Raw genomic sequence first — 17,850 nt, forward strand, 5'->3', positions numbered from 1 at the left:
ATTTAACGTTAAGGATACCTATCAAAAAACCTCAGTCAAAGCTCATATCCCATAAATGGCGCAGGCTTGTAGAAACAGCATCAATTCCCTTTGCTAAAGCAGTCGTGACGTCTTCTTCAGTTCTTAATAATCCACCGCCAAGAACGGGTATCCCCAAGGAATCTTTCATTTCCTGGATAACAAAGCGCGGGATCGTGGCCGGTAAAATTTCCACGGCATTTGGTTTGACAGCGGCAGCCATTTTTATCCCTGTTTTAACAGACTCCGAATCTAAAACAAACAGACGCTGAATCACCACCATACCTTCGTCAAGCGCATATTTAACCAAGTTTGGCTTCGTCGTGACAAGACCGCGCAGTCCCATTCTCGCCAACAAATGTATCCCCGCCTTGTCCTTTCCGGCACCTTCCAGCATGTCAAGATGGACCATCAAAACTTTATTATCACCATGAACCTTTTTCACAATGGAAGGCAGGAGATTAATGTTTGCACCTAAAAGAAAGATAGCGCTGATATTGGGATGAAGCATGGCTTCACTTAAATCCTCGACTCTCCGAATTGTTGCACCAACCCTTTTTCCCTTCATAACAGTACTTAAAAAATCCATGTTACTATCCCCCAAGGTTTTATTAATTAACTTATTCATTATCAAATCAAGACCCGCAGCAGTCTTTGATTATATCACAAGCCGAGGATTAAACTATACTCTTTGCTGCCCCAAGCTTATTCGAGTATTATCTTATATGCTTTTGCCAAAATACGCAAAGGGTGTTTCGTAGGAATAGAAGTACCATGTTGAATTTGAACTTTACAAACCCCGCATTCCGTTAACATTTCCTGAAAGTCTCCTCGTTCAACTCCGACATTGACCGCCTCAAAAAGAGGGTTTCCAATTTTCATTGCCTTATCATACTTTTCAGCTTTAAATCCATAACTCCCGGATAAGCCGCAGCAGCCGGCATCAAGATTGCGTATTTTAACACCGGGGATTAAGCGTAAAATGCGCAAAGCAGGAGTTCCGATCCCTTGAGCTTTTAAGTGGCATGGGAGATGGTACCCAAAACAAGCTTTGACCTCTTGAAAGTCCAGAGGCAATTCTCGCTTTTCGTGAAGCTGCCATAGAAATTCGAACAAATCATAGGTCTGAGCCCCAATCATCTGAGCCCCCGGTGCCGGCAGCTTAGGATAGTCTTCTTTCAAGGTCAGGCCGCAGCTGGTACAGGAGGTTATAACAGGCACTCCTGCCTCCAGATAGGGGCGCATTAATTCCAAGTTATAAAGTCCGTTCTTACGGGCCTTGTCGAACTGGCCATTAGCCTCTAAAGGTAAACCGCAACAATGAAAATTAGGCACAATGGTTTTATAGCCAATATGCTCTAAAACTTTGATCATGATTCGGCCTGTATCCCCTTCATTATAACGCGTATAACAACCCGGGAAGTAGATAACTTGCTTACGGAACGCGCCTCCAGCTCTTCCGCCTTTATCCTCAATTACTTCTAAAGGTCTTCCATAAGCAGGCAAGGGACCTTTTTGACTAACCGCAAGTCCTTTGTCAAGGGCCCACCGTACTAAATTTAGTTTCAAGGCTTGATTGGCCATCCCAGGCCATAAAACCCCGAGCTTGCCAAGATATTCTGCCCGGCCCAGAACATATCCTCTTAAGCGTAATTTGAGGCTGAGCATCGTTTTATGGGGCCCTTTACGGGCTGCCCTCCGGGCTTCAAGGATCATCTCTGTAATTTTTACCCCTGAGGGACAGGTTACTTCACAAGTTTTGCAATTTGAGCAATCATCCAAAGTTGTCTCCCCTGGAATAAACTGCCCCCTGCGGAATCGTTCCATATCCGGTCCTAAACCTTTCGGTCCCGGAAAATGAGGATTTACTTTGGCCACCGGGCACTGAGCCGTACATACATTACATTTTTGGCAAGCATCCAACCGTGCCGTCAATTCATTTCTTACATCCATTGTCAAGGATCCTCCTTTCCGTCTCAAGTGGATAGGACCTAAATAATTTCAGCCGCAGCACAGCCTGAGGTTACCGATACACCTCCGCCGCACCGTTGAGTCCAGGGATCCCAATGGGCCAGCATTCTTCCCACGACGTGGACATTATCCCAGATAACTCGTCCTTGATTAGTGTCCAAGGGACGCAGACATTTATCCGTTTCTACGCCAATTTGGGCAAATGGCTGGGAAGCAAAGAACTGGGAAGTGCTCCATTCCTGCGGCACATATAAGGGCAAATCGAAAACGTCTTCTTGAATCAATTTTCTTTCTATGCCCACTTTAATTCCGCCGCCTAAGAGTCCGCCGGTAGCCAGAATAAACTTCTTGGCTTTTAAGTGCAAAACTTTACCCATACTCTGGACTATTATTTCCTGACAGGACTTAGGCTGCTTAGCCGACATCGGCTTTCCATTCAGAGCAGCCGCGCGCGCTCCAATCATTAATTCACCGCCCAAATCCGTAAATTGATGCTTTAAATATTCCGCAAAGTAACGGCCATGCGGACTTGGTAGAAAGGAACTCATTTCTATGACCGGCAAGGAATAATCCTGCACGTAAGTTTTAGTACGCGAAGCATCAAAGTACTCGCTTACCAGACTGGGCAAAACCACAGCGATTTTTCCCGATCTGCTGCCTGCTCCTTGATGTTCTCGTTTAATCGCCTCAATTTCCTGGGCGAGAAGGTTTTGCCCCTCCTTTGATCGCCAGATTGCCGCATAATCAATACCGGATGCACTCTTGCCCATTCTTTGCCATTCTCCAAAATTTTCCGCGTGTACTCTCTTTACGTTCACTTGCCATCCGGGAAATTCGCGAACCAGGTTCGACACTACAATTTCCGGAAAGAAATCCTTCAATCCTTCAGGCACTAATAGTACGAAGCTCCCCTGTTCCTGGTGATTCGGCAGAACCATGCTGCGGGGCATAAGATCACCTTGACGGGCTGTCCCTAATACCGTTAAAGCATGCTGGGACTTGTTAGTTTCTATATATTCCGGACAAAGCTCTTGGATAAAGTGTTTGCCGCGATCAATTGCCTCAGCATCAAATAAGGAATAAGGGTGTTTCGGCAAATGGCGCAAACTCTCCAAATCTCCATAATCAAAAATCCCTGAGAAATAATAGAGTGTACCGACTCCTTCTGTCACAATAAGCACCTTTTTGCCCCGTTGTGCGGCACGAATTCCTGCTGTCCAACCTGCTAAACCGCCCCCCACCACTATGGCATCCCACATTTTGCTCATTCCTCACTTTCAACTGCCTTAAAATCCAAAACGTTCAAATACAAAGCACGTGCCAATTCGCTCTCACGCAGCTGATCTCCCCAAAGCACCGGGGTTATCCCCCGCCAGCGTTCGCTTATTAAAATCCGATATTCTTTCAAGGTTCTCTCCCAACTGCCAAAGGCATCTTTGAGCATAGGCGTCGAGCGATAGGTACAATAGGTTCCTTGACAGGTCCCCATTCCCAGCCTTGTCTTACGGCGCAGATCATCAAGGGAATGAACCGCAGGATCTTGGAGTGCATGGAGAACTTCGGCCTGTGTGACCATTTCACATTCACAGATAAATTGTCCAAGTTCAGGCTGTTTTTCGATGACTGCTATGACAGAAGCGGCTTCTTCGTTCAAACGTTCCATCATCTTATCCGCGGCTGCAGCTCCCAGCAGTTGGCGCGCCTTATTCCAGACGTCTGCCGGGAGTTCATGATGCAAAGGCTCCTCAGCTGTGCGGCAAGCGGTTGTAACATTTAATCTGGCGGCCGCCCAATCCGTCACTTTTTCAGCCATTAAGCGATAGGTCGTTAATTTACCGCCCACTATACTTACCAGCCCGTGAACTCCGTCTCTTTTTTCATGGTCAATGAGAGCAAAGTTGCGGCTTACCCCTCGTCCTTCATGCTCTGAGGCATCTTCACTTTCATACAAGGGACGAATGCCTGCAAAAGCACGCAGAACACGGTGCTGTTCAATTCCTTCCGCAAGATCTTTGCCCATTTCCAACAAATATGAAACATCTTGTTCTCTGACCTGATTGTCATCCGGCAGATCAACCATCTGTGAGGTCGTCCCTAAGATCGTTACGGTTTCATGAGGCACAAAGATATCCCCATCACCCGGAGTTCGCAAACGATTAATTACTCGATTGAACATCCGTTGATTAAACACTAGGAGTGAACCTTTATTTTTCAGCATATGCACATCAAACCCGGACATAGCAGCAATCTCAGCCGACCAAGGACCCGCAGCATTGACGACAATTTTACTGCGGACTTGAATCATTTCCCCGGTAATGAGATCCTCGGCGTACACACCTTTGATGTCTTTATTCTCTAACCACAGGGATTTTACTTTGCAATACGTACGATACGATCCTCCGTATTTTTCTGCTGATTTCACATTGGCCCATAACAATTTAAAACCGTCGACCGTAGCATCCGGAACTTCAAAAACCCGTGCTGTTTGTCGTGATAATAAAGGTTCGAGGCGAAAGGCCTCTTCAAGGGGAACCTCCTTCACAGGTATTCCAGCTTGATCGCATCCTTGAAGCCATAACTGTAAATAGCCCGGATCATCCCCTTTTAAATATACAAACCAGCCGAAGGTATCTTCGATACAATGAGCCGCAATGTGTTTCACAATCTTATTTTCCTCGATACACTCTTGGGCTGCTTTAGCATCTTTAACTGCATAGCGCGCACCGCTGTGCAAAAGTCCATGAAAGCGTGAACTTGTCCCATGTGCCAGATCTCCTTGTTCTAACAAAAGCGCCGGGATACCACGCATACTCAAGTCTCTTAATATTCCAACCCCTGTCGCTCCTCCGCCGATTACCACAACTTGGGTCTCAATCTCACACATCCATAGCTCCTCCTTGCCAGAAATTAAGAGCCACCAAAGAAACCGTTGTTTCGCAATGGCCTCTTTAGTGGCTTCACTTATTCTCAAGCCGCCTTATCTATTCTTATCGGAGTTTACAAGCGCAGCTCAGTCTTCTTCCCAATCTTTTGTCCGCTCAACGGCTTTTAACCAGCCCTTGTACAGTTTCTCTCTCTTCTCAGCTTCTATTGCAGGCTCGAAACGCTGATTCAGCAGCCAGCGGCTTGCCAATTCCTCTTTGCTCTTCCAGAAACCCACCGCTAAACCGGCAAGGTAGGCAGCGCCCAGGGCTGTCGTCTCGATGATTTCCGGTCTGTCAACCTTTGTTCCTAAGATATCAGCTTGGAACTGCATGAGCAAATTATTGGCCACTGCACCGCCGTCAACTTTCAAGGATTTTAAGGAAATACCGGAATCAGCTTCCATTGATCCCAAAACATCTTTGGTTTGATAGGCCAGGGAATCAAGAGCTGCGCGAATAATATGGGACTTTGTGGTTCCGCGAGTAAGCCCAAAGATTCCGCCCCTAGCGCGCATATTCCAATAGGGAGCGCCTAAGCCCACGAAAGCAGGGACAAAATAAACTCCATCGGTGTCTTTAACCTTCTTGGCAAAATACTCGGAGTCAGGGGCAACGTCAATCATCTTCAGACCGTCCCGCAGCCATTGAATCGCTGCTCCGGCAATAAAGATACTTCCTTCTAAGGCATATTCGACTTTACCGTCAATCCCCCAAGCAATCGTAGTCAATAAACCGTGTTTGGAAACATGAATTTTACTTCCCGTATTCATAAGCATGAAGCAGCCTGTTCCATAGGTATTTTTCGCATCTCCAGGCTCATAGCATGCTTGTCCAAACAAAGCGGCTTGCTGATCGCCGGCCACACCGGCAATAGGAATCTCATAACCCAGGAAGACTCCGGCATCAGTATGACCATAGACTTCGCTGGAATTTCGCACCTCTGGCAGCATTTCCTTGGGAATATCCAGCATTTTGAGTAATTCCTGATCCCATTGCAATTCACGAATATTATACATCATCGTTCGGGAGGCATTGGAATAATCTGTAACATGGACCATTCCGCCCGTGAGTTTCCAGATCAGCCAGGTATCTGTTGTCCCAAACAACAAATCGCCTATTTCGGCTTTAGCACGAGCTCCTTCAACATGATCCAAAATCCATTTAACCTTAGTTCCGGAAAAATAGGCGTCAACCACCAGGCCTGTTTTTTTCCGAACCATTTCTTCGCAGCCCTTCGCCTTTATATCATCGCAAATGGCAGTCGTTCTGCGGCACTGCCAGACAATGGCGTTGTAAACCGGCTTACCGGTATTTTTATCCCAAACCACCGTTGTTTCACGTTGATTCGTTATGCCGATCGAAGCAATTTCATCAACTTTTATACCTGTTTTGGCAATGAGTTCAGCAATTACCCCGTATTGCGTACTCCATATCTCTTCCGGATCATGTTCAACCCAACCTGCTTTAGGATAAATCTGGGTGAACTCCTTTTGAGTTATTCCCACAATTTTGCTTTCCTTGTCAAATAGGATTGCTCTGCAGCTCGTAGTCCCTTGGTCAAGAGCCATGACATATTTCTTCACTATAATGATAAGGCCTCCCTATAATATCTTGATATTTTCTTTAGATATCTCGTATTTTCATAGAATTCCTAGCTAACCAAATTAGCTCACCACGGATAGAATTCGCATAAAATGTCTAATTCGGAGAAATTGGATATGGCAAAGCCAACGTCTACTATTTGTGGATATGTTGGCCGTTGTAAACCCATGATTCTCACGGTGGTAAACCTCCCATGTCTAACAGGGTCAAGATTATAAATCTGCCCTAAATTCCTTCGTTCCACCTATCCATGATTGGGTGTCAGTTATGCTCCTCTACCGAGTCCTTGCTCTAATGGAAAAATATGCGACTGACTACCAGCTCTTTTGTTTTGCTAGGTTACCTGGATTGCTCGCTTCTGTGGTGACGCTTTAACCCACAGATCGTTTGTTTCTTATGGTTTCGCTGCTATTCTAATTACGCTGCTAAATGCTCAACTGGACGATGAATGTCCTTAATTAGCTTTTCTGGATCGTATTCTGTACCTTTTGTTAATATTGCATAGAACACCCGAATTAGTTTACAGCTTAAGGCAATTAGTGATTGTTTCTTCTTCAGGGGATTCTTGATCCTTGTTGTGTAGTAGTTGTGTATCTCTGCAAACTCTGCGTTTTTTGCGACTAGCGGCATCACTGCTTGAAATAGGATTGCCCTCAGTCGTGCGCGGCCGCGCTTACTGATCGTGGTCTGTCCCTTGTGCTTACCTGAGCTGCTTTCTCGTAAGGCTAAGCCCGCAAGCTTTTGGATCTGCTTTGGAGAATTAAAGCGTCTAATATCTCCAACTTCGGAGAGAAAGCCTGCCACGGTAACAAGGCCAACACCTTTAATTTCAAGTAACTTCGCTACTTCTGGTATCTGACGGCACAACTCATCGATGGTTTCTATGACTGCCTGATATTGTGCTGTTTTAGTGTGATAGTCTTGGAGTAATAGCTGAATTTCCATTCGGGAACAAGACTCTCCTTCGGTGCAACCAATGCTCTTCTGAGCAGCTTCATACAGGCTCTTAGCCCTTTTCATTCCGACTGCTCTCAACTTGTTGTCTCTCCAAATTCGGTTTATTCCTTCTACTCCAAGTCTTTTGATATCCCTAGGTTGCGGGGCAACTTGCAGAACCAGCATGCTACTTGTCGCATCAAACTTTCCAAACACCGTTTCATGCTCGGGAAAGTAGATTTTCAGCCACCTCTGAATGCGATTTTTTATACTGCTCATTTCCTTTTGGATGCGCATTCTGCAAGCCATCGCTATTCGCAGTTCTGCATAGATCCCCTCCGGGATATAGGGCTCATTGTATCTCCCCTCGATGACCAGCTTAGCAATTGTTTTGGGGTCCTTAGCATCCGTTTTGCTGGGGTGGTTGTCATCAAGCTCCTTACTACGCTTTACATGGAATGGGTTTACGAGGACTAGCTTAATGCTTTGCTCTTTTAGATATGATGCCAGGCCGAACCAGTAATGGCCGGTTGGCTCTGCGCCTACCACTATGCAGTCCTTTTGTGCTTGACCTTTTAAACGTTCAATCCATGCATAGAAATCCCTGAATCCTTCAGCACTGTTTTCAAACTTGAATACTTTGCCCAGCTCTACTCCTCGCCAGTCGAAAGCCCTGGCGTAATGAAGCTCGCTGGCGATGTCCACTCCGATAACAATACTTCTTTCAGAAAGTTGCTTTAGTTTCTCGTTTTGTGTAAAATTCATTTGGGATGACCTCCGTTATTTTGATTGGATTCTGTTGGCCAACAGTCCTTTCAAATTGTAACGTGAGGTCTTCTTTTTGACAAAGCTCATTTTTTCCTACTACAGGAATGCTCCTCTTCTAATTATAGTTAAGTTTTTATGAGTTTCTAGCCAAAGAATACGATTTTCCTTTTCCAAGTATCGGGAATATTATGAAAGCAATTCTAGGCAAGGTACGTATGAACAGAGAATTTGGGCAAAATCCCTAGTTATTGAAGTATTCTTAACCTATTAGAAAAACAAAAAGCCCAATTATACTAGTCATTCATTAAAACAACTAATATAATTCGGCTTCTCTGATACTCTGCCACATATTGGATTATCTAATTAACTTTCAAATTCATGACATTATTCTATCTTTGCTATTAGTCTATTCTTTCTCTTAGCGTTTTTCAATACTAAAATGCTAAAATAATAAAATTTCCAATAATTCTTATTCCTTTATCTAGTTTTTATGGCCCCCACTTCTATAAGTGGAGGTGGGTCCTTCGTTAACTTCAGGTGGGGTAGAGTCCTCCTTCGCCGCTAAGTATTCCTGTTGGGAAAGACGGCTCGGCAATAATGTCCACTGGACATTATTGTATCTGAAGCCCCGATGTTCAGCTTTAGCGTAAGCGAGTTCACTGTATCGTAAGACTCCCAAATCTACAGGTGAGAGTGATTCCCATACCTTGCTTCACTCTCCTATACTAGAAATATTAACATTGTACTTTTGCTCAATTCAGAAAGAATTTATTAATATCGTTTTCTTACCGTAGCCGTAGGTATTCCCAGCTCATCGCGATACTTAGCTACCGTCCGCCTGGAGATCTCCATATTTTTAGCTTTAAGCAGATCCGCTAATTTCTGGTCAGAGTAAGGACTCTTCGAGTTCTCCAAAGAAATGATCTCTCTCAGGGCAAGCTTAATCTCCTCTGTTGTGATGTTTGACTCGCTGCTATGCCCACGCCCCATGCCGTTGGCAAAGAAAAATTTAAATTCATAAATTCCTCGCGGCGTCTGAACATATTTATGAGAAGTTGCCCGGCTGACCGTCGACTCGTGGACCCCGATTTCCTCAGCAATATCCCTTAAGGTAAGTGGTTTAAGATGGTGAATACCATAGCGCAGAAAATCGGTTTGCCATTTCACAATGGCATTAGCAACTTTATAGAGTGTTAAGCGCCGCTGCTCAATGCTGCGAATCAACCAGGCAGCTGCGTTTAGTTTTTGCTCGACAAACTTGCGGGTATCCGTTTCTTCCTCACGGCTTAGAGCCTCACGGTAGGCTTTATTAATCCCAAGGCGAGGAACAGTAACATCATTAACCAAAATAATAAACTCTCCGCCAATCTCTTCGATGACAACGTCGGGAACAATATAGCGCACATCTCCAGGACCAGAAAAACGCAGACCAGGCTTAGGGTCTAATTTTCGAATCATATCTGCAAGTTCTTGAACACGAGTAATCGACAGTTTCAGAGTATGGGCGATCTTTTGCAGACGTCCTGCCGCCAAATCTTCAAGATACTTTAATAACTCAGACAGTTCATCAGGGCAATCGGGAATGAGCGGGAGCTGGAGTCTCAGACATTCTTCAAGGTTTCGCGCTCCTACGCCTAATGGGTCCAAAGTTTGCACGTCCGCCAAAGCCTTTTCCGCTGTTTCCAGAGAAACATGAGTCTCCCGAGCTATATCTTCCAAGGTCAAGGTCAAACCGCCATTATCATTAAGATTCCCAACAATATACTCAGCAACATTTAAAGGAACCGAGATCTTTTGAACATGAAGTTGTTCCAGCAAATGCTCCTGAAGAGTCGGTGCAGCAGATATAAAAGGATCAAATCGCTGCTTTTCGTCAGGAGTTACCCGTTCTTGCCGGGGGCGATTTTCATCTTGATCATGGAAATAATCCTGCCAATCAACATCCCATTTATTGTCTAAAGGGCTTTCTTCCGCACTATTATGCTCAGATTCTCCTTTAACCTCCGAATTTTCTTCCTGTGTTTCCAGTAAAGGGTTCTCTAGCAGCTGTTCCTCAACATATGTGGACAATTCAAGTGCGGACAATTGCAAAATAGTAATCGCCTGTCGCAATTCCGGAGTCATAATTAGTTTTTGAGTCTGCTCTAAACTTAAGCCATATCCTAACCGCACCTAATCCCCCCATCTCCTCTAAATGTCGCGGGATCGTTATTCAAAACATTTTAAACCATAAGCTTAGAATTTCCTGTCTTTTCGTTCCTAATTCGTTCGGCTAATTCTTCGATTTTGCGCATCCGATGATTAACGCCTGATTTGCCGACTTTAGGCTGGAGCATTTCGCCAAGTTCTTTTAAACTGGCATCCGTATATTCCAGACGCAGCTCAGCCATACCCCTCAGGGTTGGCGGCAAGGCCTGAAGTCCAATTGTATTTTGAATAAGCTGAATATTTTCCAGCTGTCTTACGGCAGCATCGACAATTTTATCCAGGTTTGCCGTTTCGCAATTGACAAGACGGTTAACTTGATTGCGAACATCTTTAAGAACCCGGACATTTTCAAATTCTAAGAGGGCGTGATGTGCTCCAATAAAGCCGAGGAACTCCACAATTCGTTCACTTTCTTTAATATAAACAACATACCAATGCTTCCGCATACTAACTTTAGCCCCTAATTTAAAGCAATTAACCAACTGACATAATGCTTGGGCATGTTCCTCGTCATTGCTGACGATTTCCAGGTGATACGTTCCTTCAGGATTATTAATGGAACCTCCGGCCAAAAAAGCCCCCCGCAAATAAGCCCTTTGATCACAGCGTTTTTTGATTAAATCCGGCGAAATACCATGGTATATTTGCCCATCTTCATTAAGTAAGCCAAGACTCTGCAAGTCTTCTGTTCCCCGGGGATAAATTCGAACCATATAGGAATTATTCTTACGCAGCCTTAATTTACGCCGGACGACGATATCTACGGGTCTCCTCAGGACATCTTTCGCTAAGCGATAAATTTTGCGGGCTACAGGCGCACTTTCCGTGATAACATTCAGAGTGTATTGTTGATGAGCACTAATTTGAAGGGTACCATCCATGCGGACTAAAGCAGCTAATTCTGCCAGCTCACAACACGGCTTTTTTTCGGACAAACGTGCCAACTCTTCTTTGGTTACAGCACTAAAGGACAATGCTAAGCCCTCCTTTATCGAGGTTTGAACACCAGGATAGAAGCTTGACTCACATAATTCAAAACCTTTATGAATTTTTACGGAGCTTCTGGGACAGTAAATAAGCATCGACTAGAGCAATACGTTCACCCATAGGTTTTAAGCGAAACAGTAAACGGATGAGTTCCTTTGCCAGAAGATCGGGATCATGACGGACGACATTTCTCTCCTGAACAAGGTTAGCTTCAAAATACCTTGCACCTAACCGCTCCACTTCTTTAGGATCCGTGACTACCGGAGCAGCCTCTTCCTCAACGTATCGCTGCAAAATTGAGGCTGTAATTTCTCCTTTGGTTGCCAATACTGCATCCACAAAACCAGGTCCGCAGTGATCCAAGATTGCTTTTAAATGATCCGACACACTGTAGCCATCAGTTTCCCCTTTTTCGGTCATAACATTGCAGACGTAAACGCAGGGAGCATTGACCTTACGAATTTTATCGCGAAGACCGTTAACTAAGAGGTTCGGCAAAACGCTGGTATAAAGGCTTCCGGGACCTAAAACGATAAGATCGGCCTCTTCCAAAGCTTGTAAAGCACCAGGTAAAGGGGTACAGTTACTGGGATCTAAAGAAACTCGGCAGATCTTACCATCAGTTTCCCGCACAGATGTCTCGCCTCTTATATGTCGCCCGTCTTCAAAATCAGCCATTAACTCAACTTGTTCCAAGGTTGAAGGAAAAACCTTGCCGCGCAGGGCAAAGACTTTACTGACTCGTTCTATTCCCTTCTGAAAATCGCCAAAGGTATCGGTCAGGCCTGCCAAGAGTAAGTTTCCCAGGCTATGGCCTTTAAGAGTCCCGCTTTCAAAACGGTAAGAAAACAAGGTATCCATAATTTCCTCGGTGTCGGCGAGGGCCACTAAACAGTTTCGCACATCACCTGGCGGCTGAATACCCATCTCCTCACGTAAACGACCGGAACTTCCGCCATCGTCTGAAACTGTTACGATGGCTGTAAGATTACGCGTGTAGTGTTTTAAACCGCGCAAAAGCGATGACAGCCCTGTTCCCCCACCTACAACGACAATCTTGGGGCCCCTCATTAAATGTTGCCGAGCATAAATAACATCAACAATTTTACCTTCGTTTCCCGGTAAAACACCGGAAATAATCGAATACAACATGCGCTTAAAACCGATAGCAATTGCTAAAACTCCAAGGACACTTATAATCAAGCCTGTCGGTATAGCTACGTGTTGAGTGCTTCCTGTAAGATGATAAATTATCTCCCGAAATTGCAATTCCGCATATCCCAAGGCCACGCCATCATTCATAACGGCAAAACCTGTAGCAAAAAGGAAAATTCCAAAGACTGCTACAAGGAACCATCGTTTTACTTTCAAATTTGGGTAAAGCCATTTCAGATATTGAGCAATCTTATCATGTCTTACACTTCTCATCGAGGGATTCCGCCCTTCCGATTTTTTGCGGCATCCCGATGTTTTATACTAATTGCATAATTGCGTTCCCTTAAAAATTGTCCAACCCGTTCAGCGATGGCCACGGAACGGTGCTGCCCGCCTGTACAGCCGATACCGATGACTAAATGAGTTTTCCCTTCTTTCACATAGTTAGGAAGAATATATTCGAGCAAGGCTAAATATTTTTCCATAAATTCTTGAGCCATTTGATTGCCGAAAACATAATCCTGCACTAACTTATCTTCGCCAGTCAAAGGACGCAATAATTCCACATAAAACGGGTTAGGCAAAAACCTCACATCCATCAGTAAATCAGCATCGAGAGGTATTCCGTATTTAAAGCCAAAGGAAATTACAGATACCGCCATTTGCCTGCCTTGCCCTTTGGCAAAACGTTCGGCCACCTTTGCACGAAGCTGCGAGGCCGTTAAATCGGAAGTGTCAATAATTTCATCAGCTCGGATCCTTAACTCTTCAAGCTGCTGACGTTCTGCCTGAATCCCGTCTAAGACTCTTCCTTGAGGTGACAGAGGATGACGACGGCGAGATTCCTTATAGCGCCTGATCAAGGTTTTATCCGCAGCATCCAAAAAGAGGACTTGAAGATGAAACCCTTCTTTCTCCAAATTAGTTAATGCTTCACTCAGTGAAGAAAAGAATTCCCCTCCCCGCAAGTCGCAAACAATAGCCGCTTTGGAAACCTTGCCGCGAGATTGAGCACACAACTCAGCAAATTTGACCAAGAAGGTTGGCGGCAAATTGTCGACACAAAAAAAACCTTGATCTTCAAGACTCTGCATGGCCTGAGTTCTTCCAGCCCCGGACAAGCCAGTAATTACAATGATTTCCAACCCCTCTTTATCCATTCCTTTCACCCCCTCTGCATAGTTATATCTTCATTTAAGAACTTTTCGTTAAAGCTTTTAAGGCTTGGGTCTGAGCATTTGTCAAAGCATCCTGCGGACTGAGACTTCCCGCCAAAGCACTGCTCCAGGCTGTATCCTGAAGAGAAATCAAGTTCCACTCCTGAGCACTGCCCGACAGGACCCAGGCTTTTGCAAAAGCTTGATAAGCTTGGGGATAAACTCCTGTTTGAGCTTCGGGTAACTTATAATAGGCCATATTCGCCGGCAGAAGGGATCCTGCCTTGACAAGAGCTCCCTCAGCCTCAGGCTGCAGAAGTCCCTTTTCAACGATCTGGATCTCCGGGCCTAGATCTTTTGTCATGATCGCAGAATTCGCGATCCCGAAAGTTAAACCTAAAAGGGGCTCTCCCTGCCCCCCCGTTAAATCAGCCAGAGGAATACATCCCCATGGGACTTTCTGTTGATTTAAAAGTGCTGCCTGGCTCGCCCCGGCAATCACATAGGGAGTTTGACCATTTGCAAAGGCAGACATAGCCTGCGGATCAATTCTCAGGGTCTTTGCGCTTTGCCAAGCTATTAGCTTCTGTAAAAACGCAAGATTACTGGGATCATCCAGAGAGGGTTTCCCGGCATTCATCAACTTTCCGCCTTGTCCATTCCACCAAGCGGAAAGGGTCCCAGTATCCGCCGCAAGAACAGAAGTGCCTCCTTGGGATGAAAAGAGGCTGTCAAGAGTACTAGGAGTACTTACCATATCTGTTCTGTAATAAAGCAGAGGAACATCTGTTAACCAAGGTAAGGCATACTGGGTATCCCCAAAGCGAAAACCGGCCGAAGCAGCTGAAAAACTTCCTTGATCAGAATAGGCCGTCTTGGCTAAAGTTCCCTGACTATAGAGCTGGCGAATAACCTCTCGCCGGGCAATGAAAATTTCCGGTCCTTCTCCGCCTGCTTCAGCCTGATAAGAAAAGGATGCAAACTTCTCTTCGGGAATATATTTAAGTTTAACGATCACCTCCGGATGAGCTTTCATGATTGCCTCAGTCTGGGCCTGTAAGGCGTCTGCCTGGGCCCCGAGAAGAGAATGCCAAACTTCTATGACGGCGGGAGCCGGACCGCCTGGCTGTCCTGTCTGAGGTGCCTGAGCGCAGCCAATAACTAAGAAAAAAATGATTAATAAACAGAAAATACTGCGGGGTAGAGTACGGGAAATCATGATTCTGCACTCCATTCATACTTGATAGCGATAAATCCTAGCTTGGCCCTGCTGATAAAGGAAGAGGAACCAGCCGGGACCAGATTCACCCACTTTTAACACATCTGTCTCGAAATAAGCCACGGCTGTGTTACGATTCCACTGGCGACGATCCATGGCTGCAAACTCAGGAACTACATTGGCCCAGCAGCCATCTCGCTGAATCTCTTCGCCGGTTCTCTTTGCTTCCCCGCCGTTGGGCCATTCTCCCTGCCCTTCACTTCTGACAAAATAGTCAGGTAGTGTCTTGGGACGTTCCCATAAATAATAGTCGAAACGCAAAGCATCCAGAAACCCTTTCCGGCTCACCCTTTGAGGTTGAACCCATTCTATAAACTCCCATAATTTATCAAATAATGCTTTACCCGGCCATAAGCGCTGAAACCAACCTTTCTTCTCCCAATACTCGGCCAATTCATGATAGAAGTCAAAGGCTGAAGGAAACATGTGAAGGGCTTCACGCAAAGAGTGAATGAACTTCCCTGAATTATAATATTTGTCAAGAACCTCTTCCATACGCTGCAATTGAAGCATTTCCTCATGTGATAAGACAGCTGTTTCTAATATAGTATATGGCGGCTCAGGGGTAAACAGAAGGCCATACTTTTGGCTGTTCAGACGCAGGCCCGATCCTTTGAGGACTTTCAGAAACCCCAATTGGAGCATATCTGGTTTGACAGCATAAACTTCATTGAAGGAATTCCGGAAATGCAACCAATTTTCGAGAGGCAGGCCGGCAATCAAATCGAGGTGCAAAGGAATTTGCGATTTCTTCATTATAGGTACATACTTTTTCCAAGCATCGAAGTTTTGATGCCGGGCAACTATTTCTAATGTAGGTTGGTAGGTCGACTGAACACCAATTTCCAGTTGAATCAAACCTGGAGGATAATTCTTGAAATAATCCATCCATTCGTCATCTAAAAGATCCCCCGCTATTTCACAGTGAACCCGTACCTGACCGGATAATCCCAGAGAGCAGCACTCGTCGCGAACAATATTTAAAATTTCGAAAGCATGTCGTTTATGGGCATTAAAGGTCCGGTCAACAAACTTAATTGTACGCGCACCTTGGCCTAAAAGACGGCGAAACATTCGGCGAAATCCTTCGGGCTCCAAATAACGAACACCTTGGAAGGTGGAGGACAGACAATACTGGCAGGAAAAAGGACAACCTCGAGTCGTTTCAACATATACAATTCGTCCGGAAAAATCCTCTTCATCTGCATAGGGAAAAGGAAGTTCATTCAAATTAAGTGATTTCCGACTAGGAGAATTAACAATCACTTTTGCGTTATATTTCCAGGCTAAGCCCTCAACCTTTGAAAGGTCCTCTCCCTTCTGCCAAGCTAAAAGCAGGTCATTAAAAGATTTCTCGCCTTCACCAAGAATTACGGCATCCACTTCTTGATGAGAGCTTAACAGTTCTTCAACGTCAAAGGATACCTCCGGACCACCAAGTACAAAACGCACATCAGGGCAAACGGGATGCAGCTGCCTAACGACACTCAGGACTTCCTTGATGTTCCAAATATAACATGAGAAGCCGATGACATCGGCCCTGGTTTCATAGATTTCCCCGGCAATACGCTCAAGGCGATCATTAATACTATATTCTCGCAAAATTACATCCGAAGTTACGGAACGCAAAAGTCCTTCTTTCAAATAACGAAGGGCCAAATTGGTGTGGACATATTTTGCATTAAGTGCCACCAAGAGAACACGCAAATGAAAATCCCCCTTCGCCCTAAGTATAGCGTTTTAAACCTTTTAATGCAATTCTTGTGCCAGAATGCACGAGGGCCTTCCATTCATTATATTAATGGAAGGCCCTCGTGCATTCTGCTATGCTTGTTTCCTATTTTTAAAAGATGACGTCCATACTGATATCATTCAAGGAAGCACATCCTGTCAAGATCATAGCTTGTTTCAATTCGTTTGTCAGCCTGCGAACAGTTAAGGCTACTCCCTCAGCGCCTCCGCCATAGGCAGCAATGACAAGAGGACGTCCAATCAGGACTGCATCCGCTCCAAGTGCCAGCATCTTTAAGACGTCAACCCCTGATCGAATTCCCCCGTCGACGAGAACAGCAATTCGTCCATCGACAGCTGCCGCAATTTCCGGCAGAGTCTCAGCCGTTCCCGGAGTATGATCAATCATTCGTCCTCCGTGATTAGAAACAACAATTCCCGCCGCACCGGCTTCAATTGCCAATTCTGCTTCATCAACAGTCATAATTCCCTTAAGGATCACCGGCAGCCTCGTACTGGATATAATCAATTTCAGATCATCCAGCGGCTTAGGGCCTACAGCCATAGTAATCAAACCTGCAGCGTCAACATCCATGCCAACGGCAACAACGTTGGCTTCCTCAGCACGCTTAAGACATTTAATGACTTCTTCAGGCTCCCTGGGTTTTGTGAAAGGTATACCGCGTCCTTGAAATTTAGCGATTTGATCCACACCACTGTTATACAGGGCTACGTCCGGGCCGTCACCGGTCGTTCCCAAAGATCCTTCGTCTTGACAACCTCGAAGAATAGCCTCCGCCCATTCCTCTTCGTTCAAGGCCCCGCCCATATTGAACTTATTGCCGGTAATCGGAGCGGCAATGATCGGGGTAGTCAATTCTTGTCCAAAAAGCTCCAGCTTTGTATTGGGATTTTTAGCCCCATGGAGTGTCCTTAAATTAATCCGATAGGCAGCCAGGGCTTCAACGTTATTCTTAAAGGAAGCACCAGTGCCGGCACCGCCCATCCCCGGAACTTCTCCGACACAAGCTTTGCCATTACATTCAGGACAAACTCGGCAATATCCCTTAAGTTTTTCACGGGCGGCTTCGCGAACTGTCTTCATCGTCATTTT

The 17,850-nt window shown here is 45.3% G+C and carries 13 protein-coding genes; all 13 read right to left on the bottom strand.

Features of this window, described 5'->3' with window-relative positions:
• Positions 1-31: 31 nt before the first annotated feature.
• Entirely contained in the window at positions 32-607 is a 576-nt protein-coding gene (locus DEAC_RS04545; RefSeq protein ID WP_047808856.1) for a glycerol-3-phosphate responsive antiterminator, read from the bottom strand.
• Between the two features lie 116 nt (positions 608-723).
• The gene (locus DEAC_RS04550) at positions 724-1,971 is read right to left on the bottom strand and encodes an anaerobic glycerol-3-phosphate dehydrogenase subunit C (protein ID WP_047808857.1); all 1,248 of its coding nucleotides are present in this window, start codon (positions 1,969-1,971) and stop codon (positions 724-726) included.
• Positions 1,972-2,009: 38 nt separating this feature from the next.
• On the bottom strand, positions 2,010-3,257 hold the full coding sequence (locus DEAC_RS04555) for an FAD-binding protein (protein ID WP_242847072.1): 1,248 nt from the start codon (positions 3,255-3,257) through the stop codon (positions 2,010-2,012).
• Positions 3,254-4,873, bottom strand: coding sequence for an anaerobic glycerol-3-phosphate dehydrogenase subunit GlpA (glpA, locus tag DEAC_RS04560; protein WP_047808859.1), 1,620 nt, complete (start codon positions 4,871-4,873; stop codon positions 3,254-3,256). Before glpA ends, DEAC_RS04555 begins: the two co-directional genes overlap by 4 nt.
• A gap of 126 nt (positions 4,874-4,999) precedes the next feature.
• Positions 5,000-6,499, bottom strand: a complete 1,500-nt coding sequence (glpK, locus tag DEAC_RS04565; RefSeq protein ID WP_200903097.1) for a glycerol kinase GlpK — start codon at positions 6,497-6,499, stop codon at positions 5,000-5,002.
• Positions 6,500-6,932: 433 nt separating this feature from the next.
• Positions 6,933-8,216, bottom strand: a complete 1,284-nt coding sequence (locus DEAC_RS04570; RefSeq protein ID WP_047808144.1) for an IS110 family RNA-guided transposase — start codon at positions 8,214-8,216, stop codon at positions 6,933-6,935.
• Between the two features lie 774 nt (positions 8,217-8,990).
• On the bottom strand, positions 8,991-10,391 hold the full coding sequence (gene rpoN, locus DEAC_RS04575) for an RNA polymerase factor sigma-54 (protein WP_047808861.1): 1,401 nt from the start codon (positions 10,389-10,391) through the stop codon (positions 8,991-8,993).
• Positions 10,392-10,441: 50 nt separating this feature from the next.
• On the bottom strand, positions 10,442-11,401 hold the full coding sequence (whiA, locus tag DEAC_RS04580) for a DNA-binding protein WhiA (protein WP_047808862.1): 960 nt from the start codon (positions 11,399-11,401) through the stop codon (positions 10,442-10,444).
• Positions 11,402-11,468: 67 nt separating this feature from the next.
• Positions 11,469-12,842 (bottom strand): gluconeogenesis factor YvcK family protein, encoded by a 1,374-nt coding sequence (locus DEAC_RS04585; RefSeq protein WP_047808863.1) that lies wholly within the window; start codon positions 12,840-12,842, stop codon positions 11,469-11,471.
• Entirely contained in the window at positions 12,839-13,729 is an 891-nt protein-coding gene (rapZ, locus tag DEAC_RS04590; protein ID WP_047808864.1) for an RNase adapter RapZ, read from the bottom strand. Before rapZ ends, DEAC_RS04585 begins: the two co-directional genes overlap by 4 nt.
• Before the next feature lie 34 nt (positions 13,730-13,763).
• On the bottom strand, positions 13,764-14,945 hold the full coding sequence (locus DEAC_RS04595; RefSeq protein ID WP_047808865.1) for a sugar ABC transporter substrate-binding protein: 1,182 nt from the start codon (positions 14,943-14,945) through the stop codon (positions 13,764-13,766).
• A 15-nt stretch (positions 14,946-14,960) separates the two neighbouring features.
• Positions 14,961-16,712, bottom strand: a complete 1,752-nt coding sequence (locus tag DEAC_RS04600) for a B12-binding domain-containing radical SAM protein (protein WP_047808866.1) — start codon at positions 16,710-16,712, stop codon at positions 14,961-14,963.
• A gap of 136 nt (positions 16,713-16,848) precedes the next feature.
• Complete coding sequence (locus DEAC_RS04605; RefSeq protein WP_047809057.1) at positions 16,849-17,847, bottom strand: alpha-hydroxy-acid oxidizing protein; 999 nt, start codon at positions 17,845-17,847, stop codon at positions 16,849-16,851.
• Positions 17,848-17,850: the final 3 nt, after the last annotated feature.

The organism is Desulfosporosinus acididurans (assembly GCF_001029285.1).
Classification (GTDB): domain Bacteria; phylum Bacillota; class Desulfitobacteriia; order Desulfitobacteriales; family Desulfitobacteriaceae; genus Desulfosporosinus; species Desulfosporosinus acididurans.

What these genes read in the sequence shown, in the direction of transcription:
- DEAC_RS04545 (WP_047808856.1), bottom strand. Translation starts at nt 607, where the DNA reads ATGGATTTTTTAAGTACTGTTATGAAGGGAAAAAGGGTTGGTGCAACA.
- DEAC_RS04550 (WP_047808857.1), bottom strand. Translation starts at nt 1,971, where the DNA reads ATGGATGTAAGAAATGAATTGACGGCACGGTTGGATGCTTGCCAAAAA.
- DEAC_RS04555 (WP_242847072.1), bottom strand. Translation starts at nt 3,257, where the DNA reads ATGAGCAAAATGTGGGATGCCATAGTGGTGGGGGGCGGTTTAGCAGGT.
- glpA (WP_047808859.1), bottom strand. Translation starts at nt 4,873, where the DNA reads ATGTGTGAGATTGAGACCCAAGTTGTGGTAATCGGCGGAGGAGCGACA.
- DEAC_RS04570 (WP_047808144.1), bottom strand. Translation starts at nt 8,216, where the DNA reads ATGAATTTTACACAAAACGAGAAACTAAAGCAACTTTCTGAAAGAAGT.
- DEAC_RS04585 (WP_047808863.1), bottom strand. Translation starts at nt 12,842, where the DNA reads ATGAGAAGTGTAAGACATGATAAGATTGCTCAATATCTGAAATGGCTT.
- rapZ (WP_047808864.1), bottom strand. Translation starts at nt 13,729, where the DNA reads ATGGATAAAGAGGGGTTGGAAATCATTGTAATTACTGGCTTGTCCGGG.
- DEAC_RS04595 (WP_047808865.1), bottom strand. Translation starts at nt 14,945, where the DNA reads ATGATTTCCCGTACTCTACCCCGCAGTATTTTCTGTTTATTAATCATT.
- DEAC_RS04605 (WP_047809057.1), bottom strand. Translation starts at nt 17,847, where the DNA reads ATGACGATGAAGACAGTTCGCGAAGCCGCCCGTGAAAAACTTAAGGGA.